The organism is Chryseobacterium sp. MYb7, assembly GCF_002979455.1.
Lineage (GTDB): Bacteria > Bacteroidota > Bacteroidia > Flavobacteriales > Weeksellaceae > Chryseobacterium.
Map to the genome: position 1 here is coordinate 42,333 of NZ_PCOU01000003.1, position 25,065 is coordinate 67,397.

Annotated in this window: 19 protein-coding genes; 12 read left to right on the top strand and 7 right to left on the bottom strand. The window is 36.3% G+C overall.

Going from position 1 to position 25,065, the window contains the following annotated elements:
* The first annotated feature begins 43 nt into the window (after positions 1 to 43).
* The 7 genes from ppk1 (at position 44) to CQ046_RS03690 (ending at position 8,556) form a co-directional block, all read left to right on the top strand.
* The gene (gene ppk1 / locus CQ046_RS03665; RefSeq protein WP_105700973.1) at positions 44 to 2,116 is read left to right on the top strand and encodes a polyphosphate kinase 1; all 2,073 of its coding nucleotides are present in this window, start codon (positions 44 to 46) and stop codon (positions 2,114 to 2,116) included.
* Positions 2,113 to 2,997, top strand: coding sequence for an exopolyphosphatase (locus tag CQ046_RS03670; RefSeq protein WP_105700974.1), 885 nt, complete (start codon positions 2,113 to 2,115; stop codon positions 2,995 to 2,997). Before ppk1 ends, CQ046_RS03670 begins: the two co-directional genes overlap by 4 nt.
* A 311-nt stretch (positions 2,998 to 3,308) precedes the next feature.
* Positions 3,309 to 3,962, top strand: a complete 654-nt coding sequence (locus CQ046_RS03675; RefSeq protein WP_105700975.1) for an NAD-dependent epimerase/dehydratase family protein — start codon at positions 3,309 to 3,311, stop codon at positions 3,960 to 3,962.
* The gene (locus CQ046_RS23500; protein ID WP_156106575.1) at positions 3,959 to 4,108 is read left to right on the top strand and encodes a hypothetical protein; all 150 of its coding nucleotides are present in this window, start codon (positions 3,959 to 3,961) and stop codon (positions 4,106 to 4,108) included. The genes CQ046_RS03675 and CQ046_RS23500 overlap by 4 nt, the downstream gene beginning before the upstream one ends.
* Before the next feature lie 141 nt (positions 4,109 to 4,249).
* Positions 4,250 to 7,288, top strand: coding sequence for a choice-of-anchor I family protein (locus CQ046_RS03680; RefSeq protein WP_105700976.1), 3,039 nt, complete (start codon positions 4,250 to 4,252; stop codon positions 7,286 to 7,288).
* 143 nt (positions 7,289 to 7,431) lie between these two features.
* Positions 7,432 to 7,824, top strand: coding sequence for a DUF3060 domain-containing protein (locus CQ046_RS03685; RefSeq protein ID WP_105700977.1), 393 nt, complete (start codon positions 7,432 to 7,434; stop codon positions 7,822 to 7,824).
* A gap of 24 nt (positions 7,825 to 7,848) precedes the next feature.
* Positions 7,849 to 8,556, top strand: a complete 708-nt coding sequence (locus CQ046_RS03690) for a barstar family protein (RefSeq protein ID WP_105700978.1) — start codon at positions 7,849 to 7,851, stop codon at positions 8,554 to 8,556.
* Between the two features lie 105 nt (positions 8,557 to 8,661).
* On the opposite strand, the gene CQ046_RS03695 is transcribed toward CQ046_RS03690, so the two are convergent.
* The 4 genes from CQ046_RS03695 to CQ046_RS03710 all read right to left on the bottom strand — a co-directional run bounded on the left by CQ046_RS03695 (position 8,662) and on the right by CQ046_RS03710 (position 12,921).
* Positions 8,662 to 8,910, bottom strand: coding sequence for a NifU family protein (locus CQ046_RS03695; RefSeq protein WP_002977212.1), 249 nt, complete (start codon positions 8,908 to 8,910; stop codon positions 8,662 to 8,664).
* A gap of 48 nt (positions 8,911 to 8,958) precedes the next feature.
* Complete coding sequence (locus CQ046_RS03700; RefSeq protein WP_105700979.1) at positions 8,959 to 10,065, bottom strand: Mrp/NBP35 family ATP-binding protein; 1,107 nt, start codon at positions 10,063 to 10,065, stop codon at positions 8,959 to 8,961.
* 119 nt (positions 10,066 to 10,184) lie between these two features.
* A complete protein-coding gene (locus CQ046_RS03705; protein ID WP_105700980.1) occupies positions 10,185 to 10,931 on the bottom strand; it encodes a hypothetical protein in 747 nt (248 codons plus the stop codon).
* A gap of 40 nt (positions 10,932 to 10,971) precedes the next feature.
* Entirely contained in the window at positions 10,972 to 12,921 is a 1,950-nt protein-coding gene (locus tag CQ046_RS03710) for a hypothetical protein (RefSeq protein ID WP_105700981.1), read from the bottom strand.
* A 228-nt stretch (positions 12,922 to 13,149) separates the two neighbouring features.
* Between CQ046_RS03710 and CQ046_RS03715 the strand changes: the two genes are divergently transcribed.
* On the top strand, positions 13,150 to 13,605 hold the full coding sequence (locus CQ046_RS03715) for a hypothetical protein (protein ID WP_105700982.1): 456 nt from the start codon (positions 13,150 to 13,152) through the stop codon (positions 13,603 to 13,605).
* 2 nt (positions 13,606 to 13,607) lie between these two features.
* On the opposite strand, the gene CQ046_RS03720 is transcribed toward CQ046_RS03715, so the two are convergent.
* On the bottom strand, positions 13,608 to 15,950 hold the full coding sequence (locus CQ046_RS03720; protein WP_105700983.1) for an outer membrane beta-barrel family protein: 2,343 nt from the start codon (positions 15,948 to 15,950) through the stop codon (positions 13,608 to 13,610).
* Positions 15,951 to 16,044: 94 nt separating this feature from the next.
* Here CQ046_RS03720 and CQ046_RS03725 point away from each other — a divergent pair, with 94 nt between their 5' ends.
* Positions 16,045 to 18,846 carry a GH92 family glycosyl hydrolase gene (locus CQ046_RS03725; protein ID WP_105700984.1) on the top strand — a complete coding sequence of 934 codons (2,802 nt, stop codon included), beginning with the start codon at positions 16,045 to 16,047 and terminating at the stop codon, positions 18,844 to 18,846.
* 183 nt (positions 18,847 to 19,029) lie between these two features.
* Here the strand turns inward: CQ046_RS03725 and CQ046_RS03730 are convergent, their stop codons facing one another.
* Together CQ046_RS03730 and CQ046_RS03735 are read right to left on the bottom strand one after the other, a co-directional pair.
* Entirely contained in the window at positions 19,030 to 19,752 is a 723-nt protein-coding gene (locus tag CQ046_RS03730; RefSeq protein WP_105700985.1) for a phytanoyl-CoA dioxygenase family protein, read from the bottom strand.
* A gap of 6 nt (positions 19,753 to 19,758) precedes the next feature.
* Positions 19,759 to 21,009: a dicarboxylate/amino acid:cation symporter gene (locus CQ046_RS03735; RefSeq protein WP_105700986.1), complete on the bottom strand. Its 1,251-nt coding sequence runs from the start codon at positions 21,007 to 21,009 to the stop codon at positions 19,759 to 19,761.
* A gap of 230 nt (positions 21,010 to 21,239) precedes the next feature.
* On the opposite strand from CQ046_RS03735, the gene CQ046_RS03740 reads away from it, so the two are divergent.
* From CQ046_RS03740 to CQ046_RS03750, 3 genes are all read left to right on the top strand, one after another.
* Complete coding sequence (locus tag CQ046_RS03740; RefSeq protein WP_105700987.1) at positions 21,240 to 21,728, top strand: BON domain-containing protein; 489 nt, start codon at positions 21,240 to 21,242, stop codon at positions 21,726 to 21,728.
* A gap of 6 nt (positions 21,729 to 21,734) precedes the next feature.
* Entirely contained in the window at positions 21,735 to 22,154 is a 420-nt protein-coding gene (locus CQ046_RS03745; protein ID WP_105700988.1) for an SH3 domain-containing protein, read from the top strand.
* A gap of 96 nt (positions 22,155 to 22,250) precedes the next feature.
* On the top strand, positions 22,251 to 25,019 hold the full coding sequence (locus CQ046_RS03750) for an outer membrane beta-barrel protein (protein ID WP_105701131.1): 2,769 nt from the start codon (positions 22,251 to 22,253) through the stop codon (positions 25,017 to 25,019).
* The last annotated feature ends 46 nt before the right edge of the window (positions 25,020 to 25,065 follow it).

Below are 25,065 nucleotides of genomic sequence, written 5' to 3' on the forward strand. Positions count from 1 at the left end.
ATCTTGGCGAATTATTATTTTTGATAAAATATACACATTTAGAATGTCAATACACTTTAATCCACGAGATATCACATGGCTGGCCTTTAATGAAAGAGTTTTGCAGGAAGCCATGGATGAAAAAGTTCCCTTACATTTAAGAATACGTTTCCTCGGAATTTTCTCCAACAATTTAGATGAATTTTTCAGAGTGCGTGTTGCCGGATTAAAGCGTGCCATGGATTTTAAGGAAAAAGTGATTGCCGAATCTTTCTACCAGCCGCCGTCCAAAATTCTTCAGCGCATCAATGAAATTGTGATGAGACAACAGCTGAATTTTGATAAAACCTGGAAAAAAATCCAGACTGAAATGGCTGATCATAAAGTTTCTATTAAAAACTCCAAAAACCTGACTGTAAAACAAAAGGAGTTTGTCCGCCAATATTTCGATGAAGTGGTAGAATCTAATGTGATTCCGATTCTTCTTCACGAAAATACGCCAATGCCTTATCTTAGAGACAAGAGTCTGTATCTGGGTGTTGCAATGAGAAAAAAAGACTGGCAGTATTCCAGCAATTATGCGATTATTGAAATTCCGTCCCGTTTTGTAGGAAGATTTGTATTACTGCCAACGGAAGATCCGGAAGAGAAAAATGTGATGTTACTTGAGGATGTGATTACCTTTAATCTTCCGCATATATTTTCTTATTTCGGATATGATGAATTCTCTGCCAATGCTTTTAAAGTAACAAAAGATGCTGAGCTTGATCTTGACAATGACATCAAAACCAACTTCGCAGAAAAGATAGAAAAAGGACTCAAAAACAGAAGAAAAGGAAAACCCACCCGTTTCGTTTTTGATAAAGATATGGATAAAGCACTGCTGGAACTCCTTATCAGAAAACTGAATCTGACCAAGAAAGACAGCATCATCCCCGGAGGAAAAATTCATAATTTCAAACATTTCATGGATTTTCCCGATGTGTTTGAAAAGTATGAAAGACCTGTGGAAAGAACTTCTTTTACCCATCAGGCATTTGAACATGGAGAAAGGGTGACGGATGTTATTTTAAAAGAAGACGTTCTTCTGACCTTCCCTTACCACAAGTATAATCCGGTGATTGACCTTCTGCGTGAAGCTGCTATGGATCCCGATGTAAAATCTATACAAATTACTGCTTATCGTCTGGCAAGCAGTTCAAAAATTATCAATGCCCTGATCTATGCTGCAAGAAATGGTAAGGAAGTGACTGTAATGCTGGAGCTTCAGGCAAGGTTTGATGAAGAATCCAACCTGGAATGGAAAGATATGCTGGAACCGGAAGGAATCAATGTTCTTGTTGGGATTCCTAACAAAAAAGTACATGCCAAGCTGTGTATCATCAAAAAAAGAGCACACAATAAAACCATCCAGTATGGATTTGTAAGTACCGGGAATTTCAATGAAAAAACGGCAAGAATATATGGTGACCACTTGTTGCTGACTGCAGACCGTGGAATCATGGCAGACATCAATAAAGTATTCAATGTACTGAAAAAACCGAAAGATGATTTCATTCCGATTTTGAAAACTTGTAAAAATTTATTAGTTTGCCCTCAATTTATGCGTGAAAAGATTGTTCACCATATTGATAAAGAAATTGAAGAAGCCAAAGCCGGACGAAGGGCAGAAATCATCGTAAAAGTAAACTCTATGAGCGACAGACTGTTAATAGAAAAACTTTATGATGCTGCCAAAGCCGGAGTGGTTATCAAATTAATCGTAAGAGGAATCTATTGTGCCGTAAACCAGAAGGATTTTAAAGAAAAAATAAAAGCCATAAGTATTGTAGATGAATATCTGGAACATGCCAGAGTAATGTATTTCTACAATAAAGGATCAGAAGACATGTATATTTCTTCCGCCGATTGGATGACCAGAAACCTGGATTACAGGATTGAAGCAGCCGCTAAAATCACTGACAAAAACCTTAAGAAAGAATTAAAAGATATTCTTGATATTCAGCTTAGGGATAATGTAAAAGCCAGAATTCTGGATAAAAGACTGGGTAATGAATATATAAGAAATGATAAAAAAGAATGTCGTTCACAAATAGAAACCTATAAATATTTAAAAGCTAAAACAACTAAAAAATGAAGATAGCAGCGATAGACATAGGGAGTAATGCAGCCCGCCTTCTTATCAATGAAGTAAAGATCAATAACAGAAAACCCGAATTCATCAAGCTGAACCTTCTCAGAATTCCTCTGAGACTGGGAATGGATGTTTTCACTATTGGGAAAATAGGTCCGGAAAGAGAAAAAATGGTTATTGATTCTATGAAAATCTTCAGTGACCTCATGAAAATATACAAAGTGGATCATTACAGAGCCTGTGCCACAAGTGCCATGCGTGATGCAGCTAATGGTAATGAAATCATCAATCTGGTAAAAGATGCATCAGGAATTGATATTGAAATCATTTCCGGTGATGAAGAAGCTACTCTTATTTATGAAAACCATGTCGCAGAAGGTCTTGACAAAGAATTTGCCTATTTATACATTGACGTAGGTGGAGGTTCTACAGAACTTACCTTCTACGAAAACGGTAAAATGGTTTACGAAAAATCTTTCAATATCGGAACCATCCGTCTTCTTAATAATCTGGTTACCATGGAAAACTGGAAAGAAATGAAGGATGAAATCAAAGACAATATTGTCAGCAAAAAACCGATTGTTGCCATCGGATCAGGAGGAAACATCAACAAAGTGTTCTCTATGAGCAAAACCAAAGACGGGAAACCAATGTCTTTATCTCATTTGAAAAAGGTTTACAAAGAATTCAATGAACTTTCCGTGGAAGAAAGAATGACGAATTACAACTTGAGAGAAGACCGTGCAGACGTGTTAGTACATGCCCTGAGTATCTTCAACAATGTAATGTCATGGTCTGATATCAGCAGAATCTTTGTTCCAAAAATTTCAGTAGCAGACGGATTAATTCATAATATTTACAGTCAGCTGCAACATAAAAAATAACAGCAAACAATAGTATTGAAAGCCAGCCATTTTTGAGCTGGCTTTTATTTTGTCATTGCGAGGAGCAACGCGACGAAGCAATCTATATGCTCTCAGATGGTTTTTTACAATTTTTATTAGATTTTAGCTAAAGCCAATGGAAGGTGGCTCATTTTTTAAGGCGGGCTAAAGACCACCCCCTATTGAATTATTGGATCCAGATATTTAAGACAACACCTTTTACCTTTTACCTTTTATCTTTTACTTTTTATTAAAAAAATTTAAAGTAAAACCTCATCCTCATCCGTCATACCCATATCAATAGCAAAGCAATGAACCCAATCAAAATAATCATTACAGGAGCAACAGGAATGGTAGGCGAAGGTGTTTTAATGGAATGTCTTGAAAATCCGAATGTTTCCGAGATCCTGAGCATAAGCAGAAAACCCTCCGGAAAAACACATCCCAAGCTAAAAGAATATCTTATCTCCGATTTTTTATCCATAAACCTTCATGATGAAAAACTGAAAGGTTATGATGCCTGTTTTTTCTGCGCAGGAATCAGTAGTGTGGGGATGAATGAAGAAGACTATACCAAAATCACTTACGATACAACCATTCACTTTGCGAAAGCTGTTTTGAACCAAAATCCGGACATGGTATTCAGCTATGTTTCCGGAGCAAGCACAGACAGCACAGAGAGTGGAAAACTGATGTGGGCACGCGTAAAAGGCAAAACAGAAAATGATCTGAAAAAAATGAATTTCAAAGGAGCTTATAATTTCCGTCCCGGATTCATGAAACCTGTTGAAGGTCAATTGAATGTAAAATGGTTTTTTAAACCTATTATTTGGATTTTTCCTGTTTTTTTTCAATCAAAATCATTAACTTTACACGAAGTGGGTAGAGCAATGATGAAGGTAACACAAAATGGATACCCTACATCTACTTTAGAAATTAGAGACATTAAAAATTTAGCGATATGAGAGACATGTTAAAAAGAATTGTTCTGGTAATTTTTGTACTCTTGCTTGTGACTGCTGTTTCAGGATATTTTTATATGCAGAAGCATCCTTTAGAAGGAAATAAATCAGGAACAATTTTAAACTTTTCCGGAAAATCCGGGAAATAATTTCATTCTAAAGTTTCTCACTCAAGCATAATTTTATCTTTTATCGGAAATAAACCTATTTTTTAAACATTTCTTAAAATTCCATTAAAATAGTTGCGAAACATAAAGTTCATTTTTGCATTTATCTAATTGAAGTAAAAAATGATCAACAACTACCTATTAAAAGGGTCTGTGATAGCTGCATTCTTTTTCCAGAGCGGTCTTTTCGGGCAGACACTGATTCATTACTGGAATTTTAACGATAACTCTTCTGCGGCTACAATCACTGCATCTTCATCTACATTGGTGAACGGCTCTCTGGCAGCTGTAGCAGGAGGAACAAGTATAATCGACTTTGCAGGCGGTACCGGACAGAATTTTAGTTCTCAAAATTTAAATGCCAGAAATGGTGATGCATCCGGAACCCATTTAAGATTCAATAATCCGATTGGTGGGGCTTTACAGTTTAACCTTCCCACAACGGGATATAACAATGTTATTGCTAAGTTCACTACAAGAAGGTCTGCACAGGGAGCAGGAACTCAAACCTGGTCTTATTCTACCAACGGAACTACTTTTGTACCATTCCAGATTGTGAGTCCTCAGGATGCCGATCCACAGCTGGTGACCCTGGATTTTTCGGCAATACAGGCAGCCAATAACAATCCTAACTTTAAATTAAAGGTAGAATTTTCTGCAACGGGAGGCGGAACAGGAGGAAACAATCGTTTTGATAACTTTACAGTAGACGCAGCCCCGATAGGAAGCGTTGATACTACCCCACCTTCAGTCACTTATCTTCCCGCTAATAATACGAATAACATTCCCACTACTGTAAATCCTACTTTATCTTTTAATGAAAATGTAAGATTAACCGATAATTCCGCGATCAACGATTCTAATGTACAAAACCTCATCGATTTCCGTCTTGGAAATGCTGCAGGTACCCAAGTTCCCTTCACTACAACTTTCAGCAACAATACCATCACTGTAATCCCAACTTCCGGCCTCGCGCTGGGACAGACTTATTATGTAGCGCTTAAACCTAATACGGTAGAAGACTTCAGTGATAATGGAGTTACTACTGTTGCTTCCAGCACTTTTACAACTGTCGGAACAACCATCTCTTTAGAAAAGAATTTCATCAAAGTGAATGAAAATGCAGGAAATCTTGCATTTAAAATCAATATTACCAATCCATCAAACTCTACGGTAAATCTTGTTGTAAAACCAGCGCCATTCAGTACAGCTGATAGTAATGATTTTACTTTAACCAATCAAACAATCAATATTACTCCGTCTACAACGAGTTATACGGTTAATATTCCAATTATTGATGACACCTTGGCAGAACAACAGTCAGAATATTTTGTTGTAAGCCTTGAAAATCCGGTTGGAGCTACTATTTCAGGAGACAATTCTGCAACTGTTTATATTGTAGATAATGATAAACCGGCTCCGGTTCCTTCCAATCAGATTCAGCTGAATTATCTCCTAAGTTTTGATCCTTCAGGAAGCAATAACAGTTCTACAGAAATTGTAGTTCATGATCCATCCACACAACGTTTATTCACCATCAGCTCCATTACGGATGTTTTTGATATTATTGATTTCAGTACTCCTGCAACACCATCAGTAATAAAAACAGTGAATATGGCTCTTTATGGAGGAATCACAAGTATTGCTGTAAAAAACGGAATCATTGCAGCCGCATCTCCTAACACCGATCCTCAGCAAAACGGTTCTGTAGTATTCTTTGATATCAATGGAAACTTCCTGAAGCAGGTAACTGTAGGAGCTCTACCTGACATGGTAACGTTTTCACCGGATGGAACAAAAGTGATTACTGCCAATGAAGGAGAACCTAATGATGCTTATACGGTAGATCCTGAAGGAACCATCAGTATCATTGATATTTCCGGAGGTATCGGAAACCTTACCCAAACTAATGTAACCACTCTTAATTTCAATAGCTTTGATTCTCAGGTAGCAGCATTAACCGCTACTGGCTTAAGAAAAGTAAGAACAAATAATACCCTTTCTCAGGATCTGGAACCTGAATATGTAACCATCAGTACTGACAGTCAGAAAGCATGGGTAACGCTTCAAGAAAACAATGCCATTGCTGAGATTAATCTGGCTACCAAAACCGTTACAGGAGTCTGGGGATTAGGCAAAAAAGACATGAGCCTTCCTGGTAACGGATTTGACGCTTCAGACAATAATGGTGAGGTTTTAATTGCCAACTGGCCAGTGAAAGCCTATTACGTTCCGGATGCGGTACAAAATTATAAGGTAGGAAACACCAACTATATTGTAACAGCCAATGAAGGTGACGAAAAAGATCTTTCAGGATTCAGCGAAAGAACTACCGTTGGAGCGAACAATTATATTTTAGATCCTGTATTGTTCCCGAATTCCAATATTTTAAAGGCTTCCTATAACCTTGGAAGATTCAGGGTTTCTTCTGCTACAGGAAATACAGACGGAGATGCAGAGTTTGAAGAAATGGCCGCTTTAGGAGCCCGTTCTTTCTCCATTTTCAATGCAGATACTAAACAGATTGTCTACGACAGTGGAGATCAGTTTGAACGGTATATTGCCGCTAATCATCCATCAATTTTCAATGCAGATAATGAATCCAATGGTGCTAAAAACAGAAGCCGTGCCAAAGGTCCTGAACCGGAAGGTGTAGCACTAGGAAAGATAAACGGGCAGACTTATGCTTTCATCACACTAGAAAGAACCGGAGGAGTTATGGTTTATAATATCACAGATCCTAATAATCCTACTTTCACAGATTATAAACATTCACGTTCTACCTCAGCATACGGAGGTGATAATGGTCCTGAAGGAATCATCTACATCGCTCCTGAAAATACAACTACGAATAAAGGTTATGTGATTGTAGCCAATGAAATCAGCGGAACTCTGTCCATGTATGAAGTAGCAATGCCAGCAACACTTGGAACAGGTGAAATAAAAACTGAGCAAGCAACCTTCAATGTATTCCCAAATCCTGTCAACAAAGGAAATACCCTTTACTTTAACAGAAAACAGGATTACGAATTATATGATATGTCCGGAAAGTTAATCGGAAAAGAAAAGAATGCTTTAACAATAAACACTTCTACCCTTTCTACAGGAGTTTATCTTGTAAAAACCTCGGAAGGACAGATCAAAAGAGTTATTGTAAAGTAAAATATACTATTTAGTTGATTGAAAAGGCTTCGGATCTTCCGGGGCTTTTTTGTTATGGAGAAATTTAAGATGATTTAACTTTTAAAATTCTTGAAAAAATCATTTTATATCTATATTTACCTTCAACAAAAACCCAATTCACAATGAAAAATATGAAAACAGGAGGAATTTTGATTCTCCTTTTACTAGGAACAGGAACCGCATTCTCACAATCCAGAAAAGTAGAATCCCAAAAAGGTGTAGAAAAAACAGAGGGTAATAAGATGGTACATGTAGAAGGTGTGGGCCATACACTCAACTATGCTCTCAATGGAGGGACAGTTGAGGTAGAAGGTGGTGATAACACATTAACGGTCAAAGGAAGTGCAAAAAAGATTGAGGTCTCCGGAACAGGTAATAAAGTTTATGTTGACAAAGTGGACAAAATCTCCATGGAAGGTGGCGACAATGTAGTCTACTACCGAACTTCCGGAACAAAGTCAGGAAAACCTGATGTTTCCATTACGGGAGTAGGAAATAAAGTGGTAAAACAATAAAAATATTTAAAAAAGACTAATTGCATGTTTGGATTTGCATTAGATACAGGAAATGATCCTGAAATTATCACTTTCATAGACCAGGTAAAGAATATTGAAGGAGCTAATCCTATTGCTTATAAAAAAATAAGGCTGGTGAATGTTCATAACGTACCCAGTCTTATTTCTGCTATAGAAAACGCCTCTAAAATTTATGAAAACAATGGTTTCATTTATAACCTTGATCAGGAAAATAACATCATATCGGGTACTTTTATCAGTAGTATAAAAATAAGCAAATCCAAAAATAATATCATTCTAACTGGTTTTGCATGGACCAGTCCTAAAGGGTATCAAAAAGCCATGGATATGAAACTCAATAATGAAATGATTGAAAAAAATATCTGGAAAAATTTTAGAAAAGACGAACTTCAAGGATGGCTTGTGTATGCTTTACATTCTTGTAAACCTGAAATAATCAGAGAAAATATTAACATTCAAATTGATGGAAATGAATTTCACAGCTTAGATGGTTTTTTCTGTACACTGGGAGAGGAAATACATGGGATCTCAGGATACTTCGGACGCAATATATATTCTTTGTATGATTGTCTGCGTAGAGATTTTGGAGTAAAATCCATCTCAGAAATCAATTGGCTCAATCATAAAAGGAGTAAAGCAATACTTAAAACAAAGTTTATAGAAATTGTAGAGATCTTTGAAGATTACAATATAAAGGTTCTATTGAATTAAATTTATCATTAGAAATCTCACAGGTTTTGAAAACCTGTGAGGTTTAATATAAAAAAGACAGGCCTTAAAAAAGCCTGTCTTTTTAAAAATATCTCAGATATAATTTTACTCTACGTTGATTACCTTTTCGATTTCCGGTGCATGTTGTTTGATGGTATTTTCAACCCCTAATTTTAAGGTTGAAAAATTCAGTGAACAACCGGAACAGTTACCCAAAAGTTTCACAAACACCTGATTATCTTTCACATCAATAAGCTCAATATCACCTCCATCTTTATTCAAAAATGGTCTGATGCTTTCGAGAGCTTCCATTACCCTTGTTACTGTATCTTCGTGTGTTATGTTTGTTTCCATATTTTTCAGTTCGATTCGGTTTTTTTCAAATTTTATTGAAAGTTATTATTATTTTGCTTTTGGAGAGCATCCTGCCATTGTTGAAATCTTCACTGCTTCAGTAGGAGGAAGACTTTTGTTTCTTTCCACTAAGCTTTCTACCATTTTTCTGGCAGTTTCTGTGTAGATCTCTGCAATTTTAGATCCTTCCTGAAGCGCAGCCGGTCTTCCTACATCTCCTGCTTCTCTAATGCTTTGGATCAACGGAATTTCTCCTAATACAGGAATTCCAAGATCTTCAGCTAAATATTGTGCTCCCTGGTTTCCAAAGATATAATATTTATTGTCAGGAAGTTCTTCCGGTGTAAAATACGCCATATTTTCGATTAATCCAAGAACCGGAATATTGATACTTTCCATCTGGAACATTGCAATCCCTTTTCTTACGTCTGCCAATGCAACATGCTGAGGTGTACTTACAATCACTGCTCCTGTTACCGGCACTTCCTGAATAATAGACAAGTGAATGTCTCCCGTTCCCGGAGGAAGATCTATTAATAAGAAATCCAATTCTCCCCATGCAGCATCTCTGATCATCTGGTTTAATGCTTTTGAAGCCATAGGACCTCTCCATACTACCGCCTGATTAGCTCCTGAGAAATATCCTATTGAAAGCATTTTTACTCCATAATTTTCAACGGGTTTCATCAAGCTTTTCCCATTCACTTCTACAGAAATTGGTTTTTCACCTTCTGTATCAAACATGGTAGGAACAGATGGTCCATAGATATCAGCATCTAAAAGTCCAACTTTAAAGCCCATTTTAGCCAATGTTACTGCCATATTTGCAGCCACTGTAGATTTTCCTACTCCTCCTTTACCGGAAGCAATAGCGATAATATTTTGAATTCCCGGAATTTGTTTTCCTTTGATCTGACTTTGCTGAATTTCACTAGGCTCCGGAGAAACGATCTTAAGTTTTAAATGAACGTCTTCTCCAAACTCACTGGCAAAAGCCTGTTTCATGGCAGCCTCCAGTTTTTTCTTTTCGTGCATTGCAGGTGAATGAGCAGTCATGTCAATATAAACATCATTACCCATAATTTGAAAATTACTCACCAAGTCGTCTACTTCTATTTCTTTAAGGAAATCCTGAACCTTTTCTTTCGTCAACATATAAATATAAATTGTTTACAAATTTACGCATTTTTCACCTATTTAGAATAAGTAAACACAATCATAGATAAATTCTTTTGTAAACACAGACCTTCAGCTCTTTATATACCGACAGATTATCATCTGAAATAGGTTACCAACGGGATATTTTTGTTCCAGAATTCACTGGATTTTAACAGCCACGAGGTAGAAAAGAAAAACAGGGATGTGGTTTCAAAAATAAGGGTAGAATAGATGAGGAACTGATTATCAGAATCCGAATCGGCTCCTAAAAGAGCAATAAGCCCAATACAGGCAAGACTGATCAGTATTCCCCATCCACAGATTTTATAATACAGATTTCTACGACCTTTCTTGAGTGCTTCTTCTTCGGAAATAGTTTCCCCATCCTGTTTTTTATCACTTTTTTGAAAGAAATAAAGACAAAACACAGCAAAAGAAAGGAAAAGCAATCCCGCACTGATATAGTGTACCCAAGTGAACCAGTTCTGATAGTTTGCTTGATCGATATTGATGTAAATATTTCCTCCATACCCTTTAAATCTTGTGGGAAATACAGCTACCAAAACGGCCATTACTCCGGCAAAATTGGAAAGCATGTTTTCATATTTGTCTTTCCCTCTGTAGGTAGCAAATAATCCACCCAGAATACATAAAGTACCAACAAATATTACATGTCCGAAACTGTAGTAATAATGGCTGATACTTACTTTGAACGGATGTTCATCCTTCAGAAAATAAGTGGTCAAAATAAGAAGAAATGAAAGGAGAAATCCTAGCAGTCCGATAAACATTCGCAATTGATAATAGGAGATCAGAACTCCGCTATGATCATCTTGAGCTGTTTTTTTTAAATGAGTTTCCATGAGTTTGATTTTTGAGGTTATTGTTGTTTTGAAACTGAAATTATAATGGAATTGTTATTTTATCAATAATTTTTACATTCTTGTCCGGATCCAGTTTAAAATTATCTTTGATAAATTTCTTCGGATCTTCCTTAAGCATCTCTCGCTGTAAATGGAAAGCCTGTTTCTTTTTTAACAGACTCATCCATTGGTATGTTTTCCGGATAGCCACTACATAGATGACAATTTCTTTATCGGTTATTTTAAACTTCAGAAAGTTTTTATTGCCTGTATTTATTTTTCCTGAAGAGATTTCAGTGATATAAAATTTGAAAAGGTAGTACCCTAAAAGAATATACCATCCGAAAAGTATAGATTGTAAAAGTGCAGAAATAATAACCTGCGCAATCATGTAATCATTTCTGGCCGGAACTTTAAAAAAGTTTTTTAAGTTCTCAACAAAAAACAAATGGCTATCCTGCAAAAAAGTAATTTCATCATATTCAGGTAATATTGCAAATACCCATAATTGAATACCAAACGACAACAAGAACAAAGCTATCCGCATCATTTTACTCTTCCATTGTTCTTCGTCTGAACATTCTGTACTGGTGACTTTGGTGATGATAAAACAAAATACGATAGGAATCAGTAATAATACCAGCCATTTCAAGAGAGAATCTGAGTAACAAAAGATACAGGCCACGATTGATGAAAGGAAAAGCAGCAATACTGTGAATTCGTAATTAATGATAAAGAAAATAAGATTCCAGAATGTTTTCTTGCCGGATTTTTCTTTAGACGGGTATTTGCCGTCCAGTTCATATTTCAATTCTGTAGTGGTTGTATTTTGTAAGATGGGAAGCTTAATTTCATCTTTCAAAAAATGGGTAATATGACCGAAAGCTCCTCCCCCGCCTGAAGTAATATAATGCTTGATTTCTTTATCATAACCTTTCACTTTTTCATCCAATTTATAATGGGAATAGTGATGAATATCTCCAGTAAGCACTACATCAAAAATAATTTCTGATTTTATATTGCTGTCCTCCAGTTTTCTGACAGCTTCTTTCATTGTTCTGATGATGTATTCCAGGCTGTCCATGCGCTGTCTTCTCTTATGTCTGTCTTTTATGTCATAATTGTACCAGTAGGGTTCTGCAATGAGCAGTATCATGTGGTTGACATCATTTCCTTTCGATATTTTTTCTACATATTCCGTAAAAAAAGTCATTTGAGGAATATCAATATCACCCAGCAGCTGATTGTCAATCCCCATTAAGTGTACATTTTTCCTCAATGAATAGGCAAAATAGCTTCTGTTCTGCACCGTTCTGTAATCACTGATTTTACTTCTCTGGCACATAAGCCTGAAAAAAGCACTTAACCCGTCATACCAGTCATGGTTTCCCGGTGTTGCAATGAGGATAGGTCCCAATTCTCTTGTATCCGGAGCTACGAGTCTTAAAGGTCCTTTGAAACGGTCTCTGTAATTGATTTCAGAACCTACAGGATATACAAGATCTCCTCCTACAACCAGAACAGATCCTCTTTTCAGTTTAATTTCAGACTCGTTCTCCACATCCCTGTCAAATTCATTTCTAAAAGAATAGGTATAGCTGTCTCTTGTTAAATGATAAAAAACAGAGGTAGTAGCATCAAAACCATCTCCTGTATCTGCAATGAAGTCAAACCAGAATTCTTCTTCTGATTCATCACAATTATTCTCTATCAGCTCCCTTCCTGTATCTTTTCCCAAAGCGGTCTGCATTTCTCTTTTATCAATAATGGAAAGAATATCCGCCGAAAGAGAAACCATTCTGAAACTATTCATCAACCCGGTAAAATCAAACCATTTCACAGGTTTTTGAGGAATAAAGTAATAGGGATATTTCTCATAAATATCTTTGAATATTTTCACTTTTTTAGCAGAATACAGACTGTCTTTAAAGTAAAATATCAAAAATGCAGCTGCAACGAGCAGCAGAAGGTAAAAAAACAGTATTTCCATCGTGTTATTGATTGAGTTTGTCTTCGTTTTCCCTGCTTTTTATATTAAAAAGTTTCTTTAATATGCAGAACAGGAAATTATTAGTTTATTATCAAATTTACGAAATTTGAAATTCGGTTCAAATAACACTTTTGTGGTATTTTATTGATGAATAAAAATATTTATGATCATATATTTAAAATAAAATAATTAGATTTATTAACACTTTTATCATCACAAACAACGATTATGACAACCAATACCTACCCTTCAAAATATGCATTACCTAAAGGATTTTTCACCGTTGGAAAAACAAAATTCAAATGGTATGATTTAGCTTCAGATCCTGCAGAAATCTCTTCACAGGATATTCTTAAGGCTCAAATATGTATTGAAAATGCAGAGGAAAACTTCCAGAATATTGATGACCTCGGATTTGTCATTATGCATCGATGTGGGGAAAACTACCTTCTATTAGTCTGCACCTGGCGAAGTGACAATGAGTTGTGGGAAAGTGTCTATTATGATGGTTCTGGCAAGTTTGAAATATGGGACAGAAACAAAACCCACCTCCCGACTTATTGTGTATGGGAAATGGGCATTGTATATCATGAATCCCAATCCTGGAAAAAATATCTGGGCTCCGGACGGGAAGAAAAAGACAAAGAGAAATATCTCAATGATTTCTTTGAGGGAGAGGTTTAATTTTAATTAGCTCTGTTTTTTTCCTCAAACTTTACATTACGATCCATTCCTTTTACTTTTTTGTTTCCGAAAGTATAGGTTGCAGATACGGTAAGTCTTCGGGCATCGTAATAATTATTATAAGAATGCGTTCCTGTGGTATAATAGATTTCACCCTGACTTTTACCCTGCTTCAAAATATCGGAAACAAATAGGTTTAGCTGAAGGCTCTTTTCCATAAGATTCAGCTTCAGACCTGAGGTAAGATTTCCGGCAAACTTCATATAGGAATTTCCGGAATTGGAAGGCAGACGGAACCAGTAGTTCAAAATCAACTGTACTGTTTTACTCTGGTTGAGTGATATATTATTCTGAAAATCGAAATCATAGCTGTTTCCTTTTCTGGAAAGAGCATCGGTAGCAAAAACATTGGTATTCATATAAGAATAATTAGCTGAGTAATTGGCTTCCCATTTTTTGAAAAAAGTATCCGAATAATTAAGAGAAACTCCCATACTATTCTGGTTGTAATAATTTTCAAAAGTGCTCACCCTGTTTTCTCCTTTTAGATTAGCCAGCTGACCAAATGCATCTACTGTTCTCTGAAAATACGCTGAGGCCGACAATTTTCCTTTATAAACATAAGAAAGCTCAAAATTATGATTGATAGACGGCTTCAGGAAAGGATTTCCGGTAAAATAAGAATTGATGTTGATGTACCAGCGATACGGATTGATAGCACGGAATCCTGGTCTGTTGATTCTTTTGGAATAATTCAGATTGAAAGTATGATTTTCGTTAATTTTATAAGTAACGTAGGCTGTAGGAAAAAACTTCCCGTATGAATTCTCGGTCTGCTGTCCGGAAGTCAAAGAATTTCCGTTCACCACAGAATATTCATAACGTAAACCTGCCTTTGCCGACCATTTCTCATTAAATGATTTTTCAAAACTGATATAAGCCGCGTAATTTTTTTCGTTATACTCAAATTCATTGCTTTTCACAGGATCTGTAATATATTCTCCGTTCGTTAAGTTCTGATAAAATATGCTGGAGTTATTATCAAAATTGGTGAACTTTACTCCTGTTTCTGTCTTTGCAAACTGATAAGGCAACATAAGATCCGCCTGTCCGGAATAAATTTTATAATCTACCATAGAAGGTGATTTTACAACAAACCTATCACCGGAATTTTCTGTGGTAGTAAAATCAATAGTAGTGTCCGGAGTATTGGAAAAATAATTCCCTGTAATGCTTAATTTGTTGTCCTGCTTCCCGAATTTCAGGTCATAATAAGCACTCGCAGTATGTTGTCTGCTTGTAGCTCTATGTTCTGCATCAGTAAGAAGTGTATTCGTGTAATTTCCATTCTGGAAATAGTTTGAAGTATTCGTGATATCCATATTGGAGTGACCAAATCCGACATCATAAATAAACCCGACATTAGATTTCTTACCCAACTGATAATCCAGACTCAGATTGGCACCCAGCCCGTCTCCAAAATCCCTTCTGTTATCATTACTTTTAAGACCGTCGGCTCCTTCTATCCAATAGTTTTCGTAAGAATGTTTTTCATTTTTATTCTGTCTTAGTTTTAGTGAAGTACGTAGCTTTTCATTCTGATAATTGACCGTTACACTGTTGGAATTTCCGGTATACGTCTGCTGCTGAAGACTGGAAGTTAAGCTTCCGCTCCACGCAAGATTCTGATTTTTCTTTAAAACAATATTGATCAATCCGCTGTTTCCCTGTGCTTCGTACTTGGCAGGAGGAGAAGTAATAACTTCAATTTTTTCAATATTTTCAGATCTGAGACTTTTCAGGTAAGTAACCAGCTCTGCATCTGATAAATTCAGAATTCTATCGTTAATCATTACTGCTACTCCACTTTTCCCTACAATAGAAACTCCGGTGTTATCATCTACTTTTACCAAAGGAGTTGTTGCAAGCGCATCTGCTCCATCCATTCCCTGAGAAGCCACAGAATTGGAAACATTGAAGACCAGCCTGTCTGCTTTTCTTTCAATCAGCTTTTTTCTGGCAGTTAACGTAACACCTTCGATCTGTTTTTCTTTTCTTTTTTCAACAGAAAAATCCTGCTTCACCTCTCCGTTGATGATAATATCTTTACTGGATATTTCTAAGCCATCCTGTATAAGCTTAATGGTATAGTTTCCATTTTCTGAAAGTTTCAGGGAATAATTTCCTTTTTCATCTGAAATGGCGGTCTGCTTTTTCTGATCTTTTACGGCAACCACCTCAACATAAGGAACAGCATTTCCGGTTTGGGTGATCTTCCCTGTTATACTTTGGGCAAATGCAACTACCGGCAACAGCATGATCACAGCAATTAATATCTTCTTCATGAATTATATCGTTTTTAATAAGACAAACTGCAATCGTCTTTTATTACATCTGTCTTACTGTTTTTCAATATCTTCGCTTTTATAAAATCAGAACATGAAAAAAAGGCTTATTGCATTTTCTATATTTATTACTCAGATTATTTCCGCACAGAATTATTCCCAATATGTTAATCCATTTATAGGGACCGGAGGCCATGGACACACTTTTCCCGGGGCTATCGTTCCTTTCGGAATGGTACAGCTTTCCCCCGACACAAGAATTGACGGAAGCTGGGACGGATGCAGCGGATATCATTATTCGGATTCTGTGATCTATGGTTTTTCACATACCCACCTGAACGGTACAGGAGTTTCGGATTATGGAGATATCATGCTGATGCCTACCATGGGAAATCCAAGTTTGAACAGTAAGGATTATTCGTCAAAATTTTCTCATAAAAATGAAAAAGCAACAGCCGGATTTTATGCAGTCAAATTAGATAAGAATAATATTGACGTACGTCTGACAACCACCAAAAGAGTTGGTTATCATGAATACACCTTCAACAATGCAGGGAATGCCAATATCATCTTAGACCTCAACCATAGGGATAAGCTTCTGGAAGGTGAATTGAAGATTATTGATGATAAAACCATTGAGGTATTCAGACGAAGTGAAGCGTGGGCCACCAACCAATATATCTACTCAAGAATTGAGTTTTCAAAACCTATGAAAATTTCAAAAAAAGAGGTTAACGGAAAACAGGAAACCCATCTTTTAACCGGAACGAAACTTGCGCTGGCATTTTCAGCCAATGTTAAAAAAGGAGAAAAGATCAATATAAAAGTCTCTATTTCTCCTACCGGATATGAAGGAGCTGGAAAAAATATGCTGGCAGAAGGGCAAGCAAAAGATTTTGAAACCGTAAGAAAACAGGCACAAACCGATTGGGATAAAGAGCTTTCAAAAATTGAAGTAAAATCTGATGATAAAAATAAATTAGCCGTTTTTTATACCGCTCTTTACCATGTTTTCACCCAGCCGAACATCAATATGGATGTGGATGGAAAATACAGAGGCAGAGATAACAAACTGTATAATGCCAATGGTTTTGATTATTATACGGTTTTCTCACTTTGGGATACTTTCAGAGGTGCACATCCGCTAATGACTTTAATCGACAGAAAAAGAACCGGAGATTTTATCAATACTTTCATCAAACAATATGAACAGGGAGGGAAACTTCCGGTATGGGAACTGGCTTCCAATGAAACAGAATGTATGATTGGCTACCACTCCGTTTCAGTAATTGCGGATGCTATGGCTAAAGGCATTCAGGGATTTGATTATGAAAAGGCATTTCAGGCTGCTAAGGGTTCGGCAATGCAGTATATTTTCGGATTGAATGCTTATAAACAGAATAATTACATCAGTATCGATGACGAACATGAAAGTGTTTCCAAAACAGTAGAATATGCCTATGACGACTGGTGTATTGCTCAAATGGCAAAAATTTTAGGCAAAAAAGAAGATTATCAGTATTTCATGAAACGTTCTCAGAACTGGAAAAATCTTTACAATCCTAAAACAGGTTTTATGCAGCCAAGAAAAAACGGAAACTGGTATGAACCTTTTGACCCAAGAGAAGTTAACAACAATTATACAGAAGGAAATTCATGGCATTATTCTTATTCTGTACAACAGGATATTCCGGGGCTTATTGCAGCGCATGGCGGAAAAGAAAAATTTGAACAGTTCATTGATGCTATTTTTACCGCTCCTGATAAAACAACAGGAAGGGAACAAGTGGATATCACAGGATTGATGGGACAGTATGCACAAGGAAATGAGCCAAGTCATCACATTGCTTACCTGTACAATTTTGTAGATAAGCCAGAAAAAACAGATGCCAAAATCAAATACATCCTTGATAACTTCTATAAAAATACGCCTGACGGGCTAATCGGAAATGAAGACTGTGGCCAGATGAGCGCATGGTATGTTTTAAGCTCCATGGGAATTTATTCTGTAACTCCGGGATTACCGGAATGGGAAACAACAACGCCTTATTTTGATGAAATTAAAATTCATCTTGAAAACGGAACTACAAGAACCATTACCAAAAATACCGGTAGAGCAGAACTTAAAAAACTAGGCTTCGAAAATGTAAAACCTGTTAAAGATTTTAAATATGCAGAACAAACGGCTTCCCCTGTAATTTCAGCAGACAGAATCTTTGATTTTTCTACCAAAGTTGAGATCACTCCACTGAATCCAAATGATAAAGTATATTACATGACAATGGATGACAGCGACAGCAATAAAAGAAAGACTTTCTCTACTTATAAAGCTCCGTTCTCTATCATCAAAACGACTCAGATAATGGCTTACGCTGAAAGAAACGGAGAAAAAAGTTCTGTAACCACCGCTAATTTCAACAGAAGACCTAATTATTGGGACATCAATATTCTGTCAAAAGTGACTCCGCAATACAGTGCTACCGGAAAACTGGCTCTTATTGACGGAATCAGAGGGGATGTAAACTGGAGAAAAGGCGAATGGCAGGGTTATCAAGGACAAAATTTTGAAGCCATTATTGATTTCAAATCACCTCAACATATTAAGTCATTATCTTCTACCTATCTTCAGGACAGCAGAGCATGGATTCTCATGCCTAAAAAAGTAGAATATTACGCTTCTATGAACGGAAAAGATTTTATCCTTCTGAAAACCGTTGACAATGATATTGATCCTAAAGATGAGAAAGTACAGATCAAAGATTTTTCTACAGAGATTCTTCCCACCGAAGCCCGATACATCAAAGTAAAGGCTTACTTCTTCGGAAAACTACCAGAATGGCACCAGGGAGCAGGCGGTGACGCTTATATCTTTATTGATGAGATTGCTGTGAAATAAGGAAGATGGGAGAAGGAAGATGGAGGTTCTTTTTTGCCGGATTAGTTCTTGAAGTTGACTTGAAGAAAAGCTAATAAAATAAACATAGATTAATCTTTAGACTTTTCAAAACTTCCTTCCTCCAGCATCCAGCTTCCAACAATAAAAAACGCATCTTCGAAAATTCGAAGGGCCCGTTTTTTATCAGTTCATTCTTTCGGACCATTGAAGGACTTCCGGAAGTTCTATATCAGAAAATTCTATGTGGATTACTCTTCTTTTCTTTCCGTTGGTGGTTCGGTTGGAACCATGAAGCGTTAAAGGTTTCATGATCATAATTCCGCCTTTTTCTACGTTGCAAATTTCTTCTGTTTCTATAGTCCAGTCTATTGTTTCTGGTCTGTAAATGCCTTTTGCATGGGATTTGGGAACTACTTTCAGCGCTCCGTTATTTTCATCAGTATCATCCAGATGGATTCTGATGGTATAGATATTTTCCAAAATATTCAGTGGAGGCTGTACTGCAAACTGATTTTGTTTGGTGGTCCATGGACCAAAATTAGCAAGCTCCAGTTTTTTATCCACAGAAATAGTCAGATCCTGGTGATAAGCTACATACCAATTGGAAGTTTCAGGCTTATCAAAATAAATGCTTTTCACCACAAAATATTTCTCTCCGAAGATCTCCTTTATCACTTTTCTAATATTGTCATTAAACACCAGATCTTTGATTTCCGGAACTTCTTTTAAAAATTGTCTTATGGCAAAAAGATCTTCAGACTTTCTGAAATTCTCTTTTGAGGTATCTATATTTTGCAGAGCAAGGTTGATATCTTCAAGTTCTTCCTGCGAAAAAACCTTATTGATAACAGCAAAGCCATATTCTTCAATATGGCTTTTATGATTTTCTAAGTTATGTAAACTCATTGATATTTAAATTTTGTCTATGGGTTCAGTCAGCTGCCCCTCCCATTTTGATACGGCTGTAGTTGCCAGTGTGTTTCCAAGTACGTTAGTCATACTTCTACCCATATCGCAGAAATGGTCAATTGGTAAAATTAAAGCAATTCCTTCCGGAGGAATACCGAACATTGAACACGTTGCTACGATAATTACAAGCGAAGCTCTCGGAACCCCTGCAATTCCTTTTGAAGTAAGCATTAATACCAAAAGCATGGTAATCTGCTGGCCGATAGTCATTTCAATACCGTAGATCTGTGCAATAAAGATTGAGGCAAATGTCATATACATCATACTTCCATCCAGGTTAAACGAGTATCCTAAAGGTAAAATAAAAGATACTACTCTGCTGTTACAACCGAATTTTTCAAGCTCTTCCACCAGTTTCGGGAATACAGCTTCTGAACTCGTTGTAGAGAAAGCAATCAGTAAGGGCTCTTTAATTCTTTTTAATAAATCAAAAAGACGGTTTCCTAAAATGAAATACCCTACTAATAAAAGAACCAGCCAAAGAACACCTATGGCAAAGAAGAAGTCTCTTAAGTAAATAGCATATACTTTAAAGATTTCAAAACCATTGGTTGCCACTACTGCTGCAATAGCACCCAGTACCCCAAGTGGTGCAAACCACATGATATACCCTACCATTTTAAGAATGGCATGAGCAATAATATCAAATAACTTGACTACTGGTTTTGCATATTCCTCGCCCAAATTAGCAAGTGCAACTCCAAACATTACGGCAAATACAACAATCTGCAATACTTCATTCGTCGCAAAGGCTTCAAATAAACTTTTAGGAATCATATGCTTTACGAAATCTTCCATAGAAAAGCTTTTACTGTTCTTAAGAAGCTCATCAGCAGAGGAAACATCCTGAATCGGTAATTTGGTAACATGTCCCGGCTCAAGCCAGTTCACAAGGATTAACCCGATAAAAAGAGAAACCAGAGAAGCAGAAATAAACCAAAGCATTGCTTTTGTTCCTACCCTTCCAATCATCTTAATATCACTCATTTTGGCAATCCCTACTACCAAAGTTGTAAAAACCAAAGGCGCAATAATCATCTGTACCAATCTGATAAAGACTGTCCCTAACAGTTTTATGTTTTTGGAAAAAGGTTCTGCACTTTCCGGATAACTCACATGCACAACACCTCCAATCCCTACACCCACAACCAGGGCAATGATAATTGCTATAAAAAGTTTATTCTGTCCTTTCATATATAAGTTTCAATTTGCGCAAATATAATAGTTTTAGAATTGGTAGTATATTTTAAAAATGTTGATAAATTTCACATTATGGGTATTAAGTTTTTAATATTTAAAAATTAAAACCTTGATTTAGAAAATCTTGTAAAAAAAAATAAAAACATTTATTGAATTTTTATTCTTTTGGTACAAATTTTATTATTACATTTGAGTGTATAACAACATTAAAATAAATATACAAAATGAAAAAAACTATTGCAATGGCTGCATTAGCTGTAGCTGTATCTTTCGGTGCTATTTCTTGTAAAAAGAAAGTTTCTGACGCCGATCTTCAGACTCAGGCTACAACCGTAGTAACCTCTAATCCCAATGCTTCCGTAGAAGTAAAAGAAGGTGTAGCTCACTTAAGCGGAACTTTTGCAGATCAGCAGTCGAAAGATGCGATGATTGCAAAATTAAAAGCGATCAGCGGAGTAAAAGACGTAATGGATATGTCTACAATAGCGGCTGCTCCAACTGCAGCACCTGTTGAAACGGCTTCTGCTGTAGATCCTGCTGTTCAGAAAAAAGTTCAGGATGCGGTGAAGGATTTCCCTTCTGTAAAAGTAGAAGTTGTAAACGGACAGCTTACTCTTACAGGTAATGTTTCTGGTTTACAGGCTAGAAAAATCAAAGAATCTGTAGATGCTTTGAAAATCGGAAAGTATAACAACAACCTAATCGTAAAATAATTTAAGATGAGCGAATTACAAGATAAATATTCAAGCGTAGTTTCAGCGGCTCAGTCTGCAGGAATCTCTAATCTTCAGGTTCAGGAGCAGGACGGTATTCTTTATGTTACCGGAAGTGCTTCCAATACTGCGGCTAAAGATGCTGTATGGAATGCTTTAGGAGCTATTGATTCTACTTATTCTGCTTCAGATATCAATATCGATGTACAGGTTGCAGGTCTTACTTCAGGTGCTTCTTTAACGGTTGCTACTGAAGATTCTAACCTGAATATCAGACAGGAGCCTTCTACTGAAGCTGCTGTTGTAGGTAAAGCTGCAAAAGGTTCTTCTGTAACTTTAATTGAACAAACTTCTGATGACTGGTGGAAAGTGAAAACTGATGACGGTCAGGAAGGATATGCTTACTCAAGATATTTAAGAGCATAATTTTTATTAAATAATAATAAATTTTCACAAAAAAAGCATAGAAACATCCCAACCTTGGGATGTTTTTATATTTTTACGGCTCTGAAAAAAAAACTAATGAAGAAAACTATGTTGCTATTGGCTTTGATATTCTCTGCCATTATACTGCATGCACAAAAATTACACATCGACGGAAAAATATCGGGTCCTGAAAAGAAAGCAATAGAAAATGCTACCGTTTATCTTTTGAAACAAAAAGATTCATCCATTATCAATTATACAGCAACCAATAAGGAAGGGAAATTCTCACTGAAGATTGATGATATGAAAGAACCTTCCATCCTGAAAATTGATGCTGATAAATTATCTTCCTATTCTAAAAAATTTGAGAAAATTGATCAATCTTTATCGTTAGGAGATATTCAGCTTGAGAAACAGAATATCGTCAACAATATTGATGAGGTAAAAATCAAAGCATCTCCAGTAAAAATTAAAAAAGATACTATTGAATTCAACGCAGCTTCAATAAAAGTACGTCCCGACAGTAAAATTGAGGAACTTCTGAAGCAGATCCCTGGGGTAGAGATCAATAATGATGGAAAAATTACGGTCAACGGAAAAGAAGTGGATCAGATTATGATCAACGGAAAACCTTTCTTTGACAAAGACGGAAAAATAGCCCTTCAGAATTTACCAGCGGATATCATCAAGAATATTCAGTTCACCACCACCAAAACAAAGGAGGAAGAGCTCAGTGGAAAAGCAGCGAAATCCCAAAATACGACCATCAACTTTAATATTGATGAAAAGAAAAATAAAGGATTACTGACAAGGCTTACGGTAGGCTACGGTTCAGACAAACGATATGAAACAAGCGGATTAGCCAGTTATTTTAAAAGGGATACAAAAATTAGTCTTTTGGCTTCTTCCAATAATATCAATTCACAGGGGTTCTCACGGGATGAGGTTTTTGACAGCATGGGGAACGGCCGAAATGCCTGGATGATGCAGGGAGGATCTGTCTCAACGGTTGGGAATGTGACGTACTACAGCCAGGGAGGCGGAACAAAGGGAATCCAAAGGTCTACAACAATTGGTTTAAACTATAGTGATAAGCTGGGAAAAGATGCTGACCTGGACTCTTTCAGTCTGATGCATACCGATTCTAATACAGAATCCAGATCCAAAGTTTCAAGATCTACCCTTCTACCGGATTATACGCTTCAGACCAATTCTGAAAGCAATGGAGAAAATGAATCCAAACAATACAATGTTGATACTTCGGTCAAAATAAAGCTGGATTCTATGACAAGCATTTATCTTTCTCCAAGATTCTCTAAAAGCAGCAGCTTTAGCTTTAATAACTCTAAATCTTCTTCTTTAAGAAATGGCAGCCTTCTGAATGAAAGTAATTCTTACTCAAGCAATGATTCGGAAAGCAATTCATTTAATCCCTACCTATATTTTTCAAGAAAATTTAAGAAAAAAGGACGTTCAGTTTCAGCTAATATAACAAGCTCAATTTCAGAATCTAAAAGAGATAATCTGAACCAGTCCCAGAACACCTTCTATCAGGAAAGCGGTACTACTTTTGACAACAGGGATCAGCTAGCTAAAAATAAAAATCAAAATAATACGTTTAATTTCAATGCCGGATATACGGAACCTATTTCCGATTCATCCAGCGTCAGTTTTGAAGTAAAATATGAAACAAGATCTGCCAGAGATCTAAGGAATGTAAATGATTTTGATAATACGACAGGTGATTATACCAAATACAACCAGCTTTTATCCAACAATATGAGGCAGAGAATCAATCAGATTTCGCCTGAACTTACCTATCAGATCAACAAAAATAAGTTGAATTTCTGGGCTTCTGTAAAGCTTGATATTTCGGATATGAAAGTAAATTCTATCTTTAATGGGCAGCAGTATGATCTGCAGAAAAACTTTGCCCTGCCAGAATATAATGTAAATCTTTACTATCAGCTTAGTGAAGGAAAAAACCTGAGTATTTACAACTACGCCAACTTCACTATCCCTACTGCTGAACAACTTACACCGTATAAGGATGAATCTAATCCTTTGGCCACGTATCAGGGAAATCCTGATTTGAAAAATACATGGTCAAACAACCTTTCTGTGTATTTCAGCAATTATAATAAAGTAAAAGATCTCAGCTATTACATCAATGTTGGCTTTACTTACAGAAACAATGATATCATCAATTTTACAAAATATGATAATGCAGGAAAGCAAATCGTCACTTACGATAACGTAAGTGGAAATAAAAGCATCAACACCGGAGCAGGATTAAGCAAAGTTCTGAAATGGAAAAACAATAAACTGACCATCAGCCCGAGATTCAACATGAATTATGCTTACAACAATGGTTTTATTGATGGGCAGGCATTTACCAGCAATTCATATACTCTTAATCCGGGTATTAACCTGACGTATGAAATCAAGGATAAAATGACTATCAGGCCTTCTTACAGACTTGGATACAGCTTCTCCAATTACACCAATTATAGTGTAACCAATGTTAATACAGCCAATCAGTCATTAAAACTTGAACTCACCAATTATCTGTTTAAAGGCAGGTTTGTATTTGGAAATGATTTTGAGTATAATACCAACTCCAATATTGCTCCGGGCTTTAAAAAGGATTTTTATTTCTGGAATACCAGCCTTGGATATTCATTCTATAAAAAACAGTTTACGGCAAAAGTGAAAATCTATGATGTATTAAACCAAAATCAAAGCGTAAGAAGAACCATCACAGATTCTTATTTTGAAGACCGTGAAGATCTGATCCTGAAAAGATACATCATGTTTTCCATCAGCATGAAACTGAATAAATTTGCAGGCAAAAAAGCGCAATAAAGCAACACCACACTTTTATATATATATTTTTGATAATGGCCGGATC

Coding starts and splice junctions, on each gene's coding strand:
- ppk1 (WP_105700973.1), top strand. CDS start 44: ATGTCAATACACTTTAATCCACGAGATATCACATGGCTGGCCTTTAAT.
- CQ046_RS03670 (WP_105700974.1), top strand. CDS start 2,113: ATGAAGATAGCAGCGATAGACATAGGGAGTAATGCAGCCCGCCTTCTT.
- CQ046_RS03675 (WP_105700975.1), top strand. CDS start 3,309: ATGAACCCAATCAAAATAATCATTACAGGAGCAACAGGAATGGTAGGC.
- CQ046_RS23500 (WP_156106575.1), top strand. CDS start 3,959: ATGAGAGACATGTTAAAAAGAATTGTTCTGGTAATTTTTGTACTCTTG.
- CQ046_RS03680 (WP_105700976.1), top strand. CDS start 4,250: ATGATCAACAACTACCTATTAAAAGGGTCTGTGATAGCTGCATTCTTT.
- CQ046_RS03685 (WP_105700977.1), top strand. CDS start 7,432: ATGAAAAATATGAAAACAGGAGGAATTTTGATTCTCCTTTTACTAGGA.
- CQ046_RS03690 (WP_105700978.1), top strand. CDS start 7,849: ATGTTTGGATTTGCATTAGATACAGGAAATGATCCTGAAATTATCACT.
- CQ046_RS03695 (WP_002977212.1), bottom strand. CDS start 8,910: ATGGAAACAAACATAACACACGAAGATACAGTAACAAGGGTAATGGAA.
- CQ046_RS03700 (WP_105700979.1), bottom strand. CDS start 10,065: ATGTTGACGAAAGAAAAGGTTCAGGATTTCCTTAAAGAAATAGAAGTA.
- CQ046_RS03705 (WP_105700980.1), bottom strand. CDS start 10,931: ATGGAAACTCATTTAAAAAAAACAGCTCAAGATGATCATAGCGGAGTT.
- CQ046_RS03710 (WP_105700981.1), bottom strand. CDS start 12,921: ATGGAAATACTGTTTTTTTACCTTCTGCTGCTCGTTGCAGCTGCATTT.
- CQ046_RS03715 (WP_105700982.1), top strand. CDS start 13,150: ATGACAACCAATACCTACCCTTCAAAATATGCATTACCTAAAGGATTT.
- CQ046_RS03720 (WP_105700983.1), bottom strand. CDS start 15,950: ATGAAGAAGATATTAATTGCTGTGATCATGCTGTTGCCGGTAGTTGCA.
- CQ046_RS03725 (WP_105700984.1), top strand. CDS start 16,045: ATGAAAAAAAGGCTTATTGCATTTTCTATATTTATTACTCAGATTATT.
- CQ046_RS03730 (WP_105700985.1), bottom strand. CDS start 19,752: ATGAGTTTACATAACTTAGAAAATCATAAAAGCCATATTGAAGAATAT.
- CQ046_RS03735 (WP_105700986.1), bottom strand. CDS start 21,009: ATGAAAGGACAGAATAAACTTTTTATAGCAATTATCATTGCCCTGGTT.
- CQ046_RS03740 (WP_105700987.1), top strand. CDS start 21,240: ATGAAAAAAACTATTGCAATGGCTGCATTAGCTGTAGCTGTATCTTTC.
- CQ046_RS03745 (WP_105700988.1), top strand. CDS start 21,735: ATGAGCGAATTACAAGATAAATATTCAAGCGTAGTTTCAGCGGCTCAG.
- CQ046_RS03750 (WP_105701131.1), top strand. CDS start 22,251: ATGAAGAAAACTATGTTGCTATTGGCTTTGATATTCTCTGCCATTATA.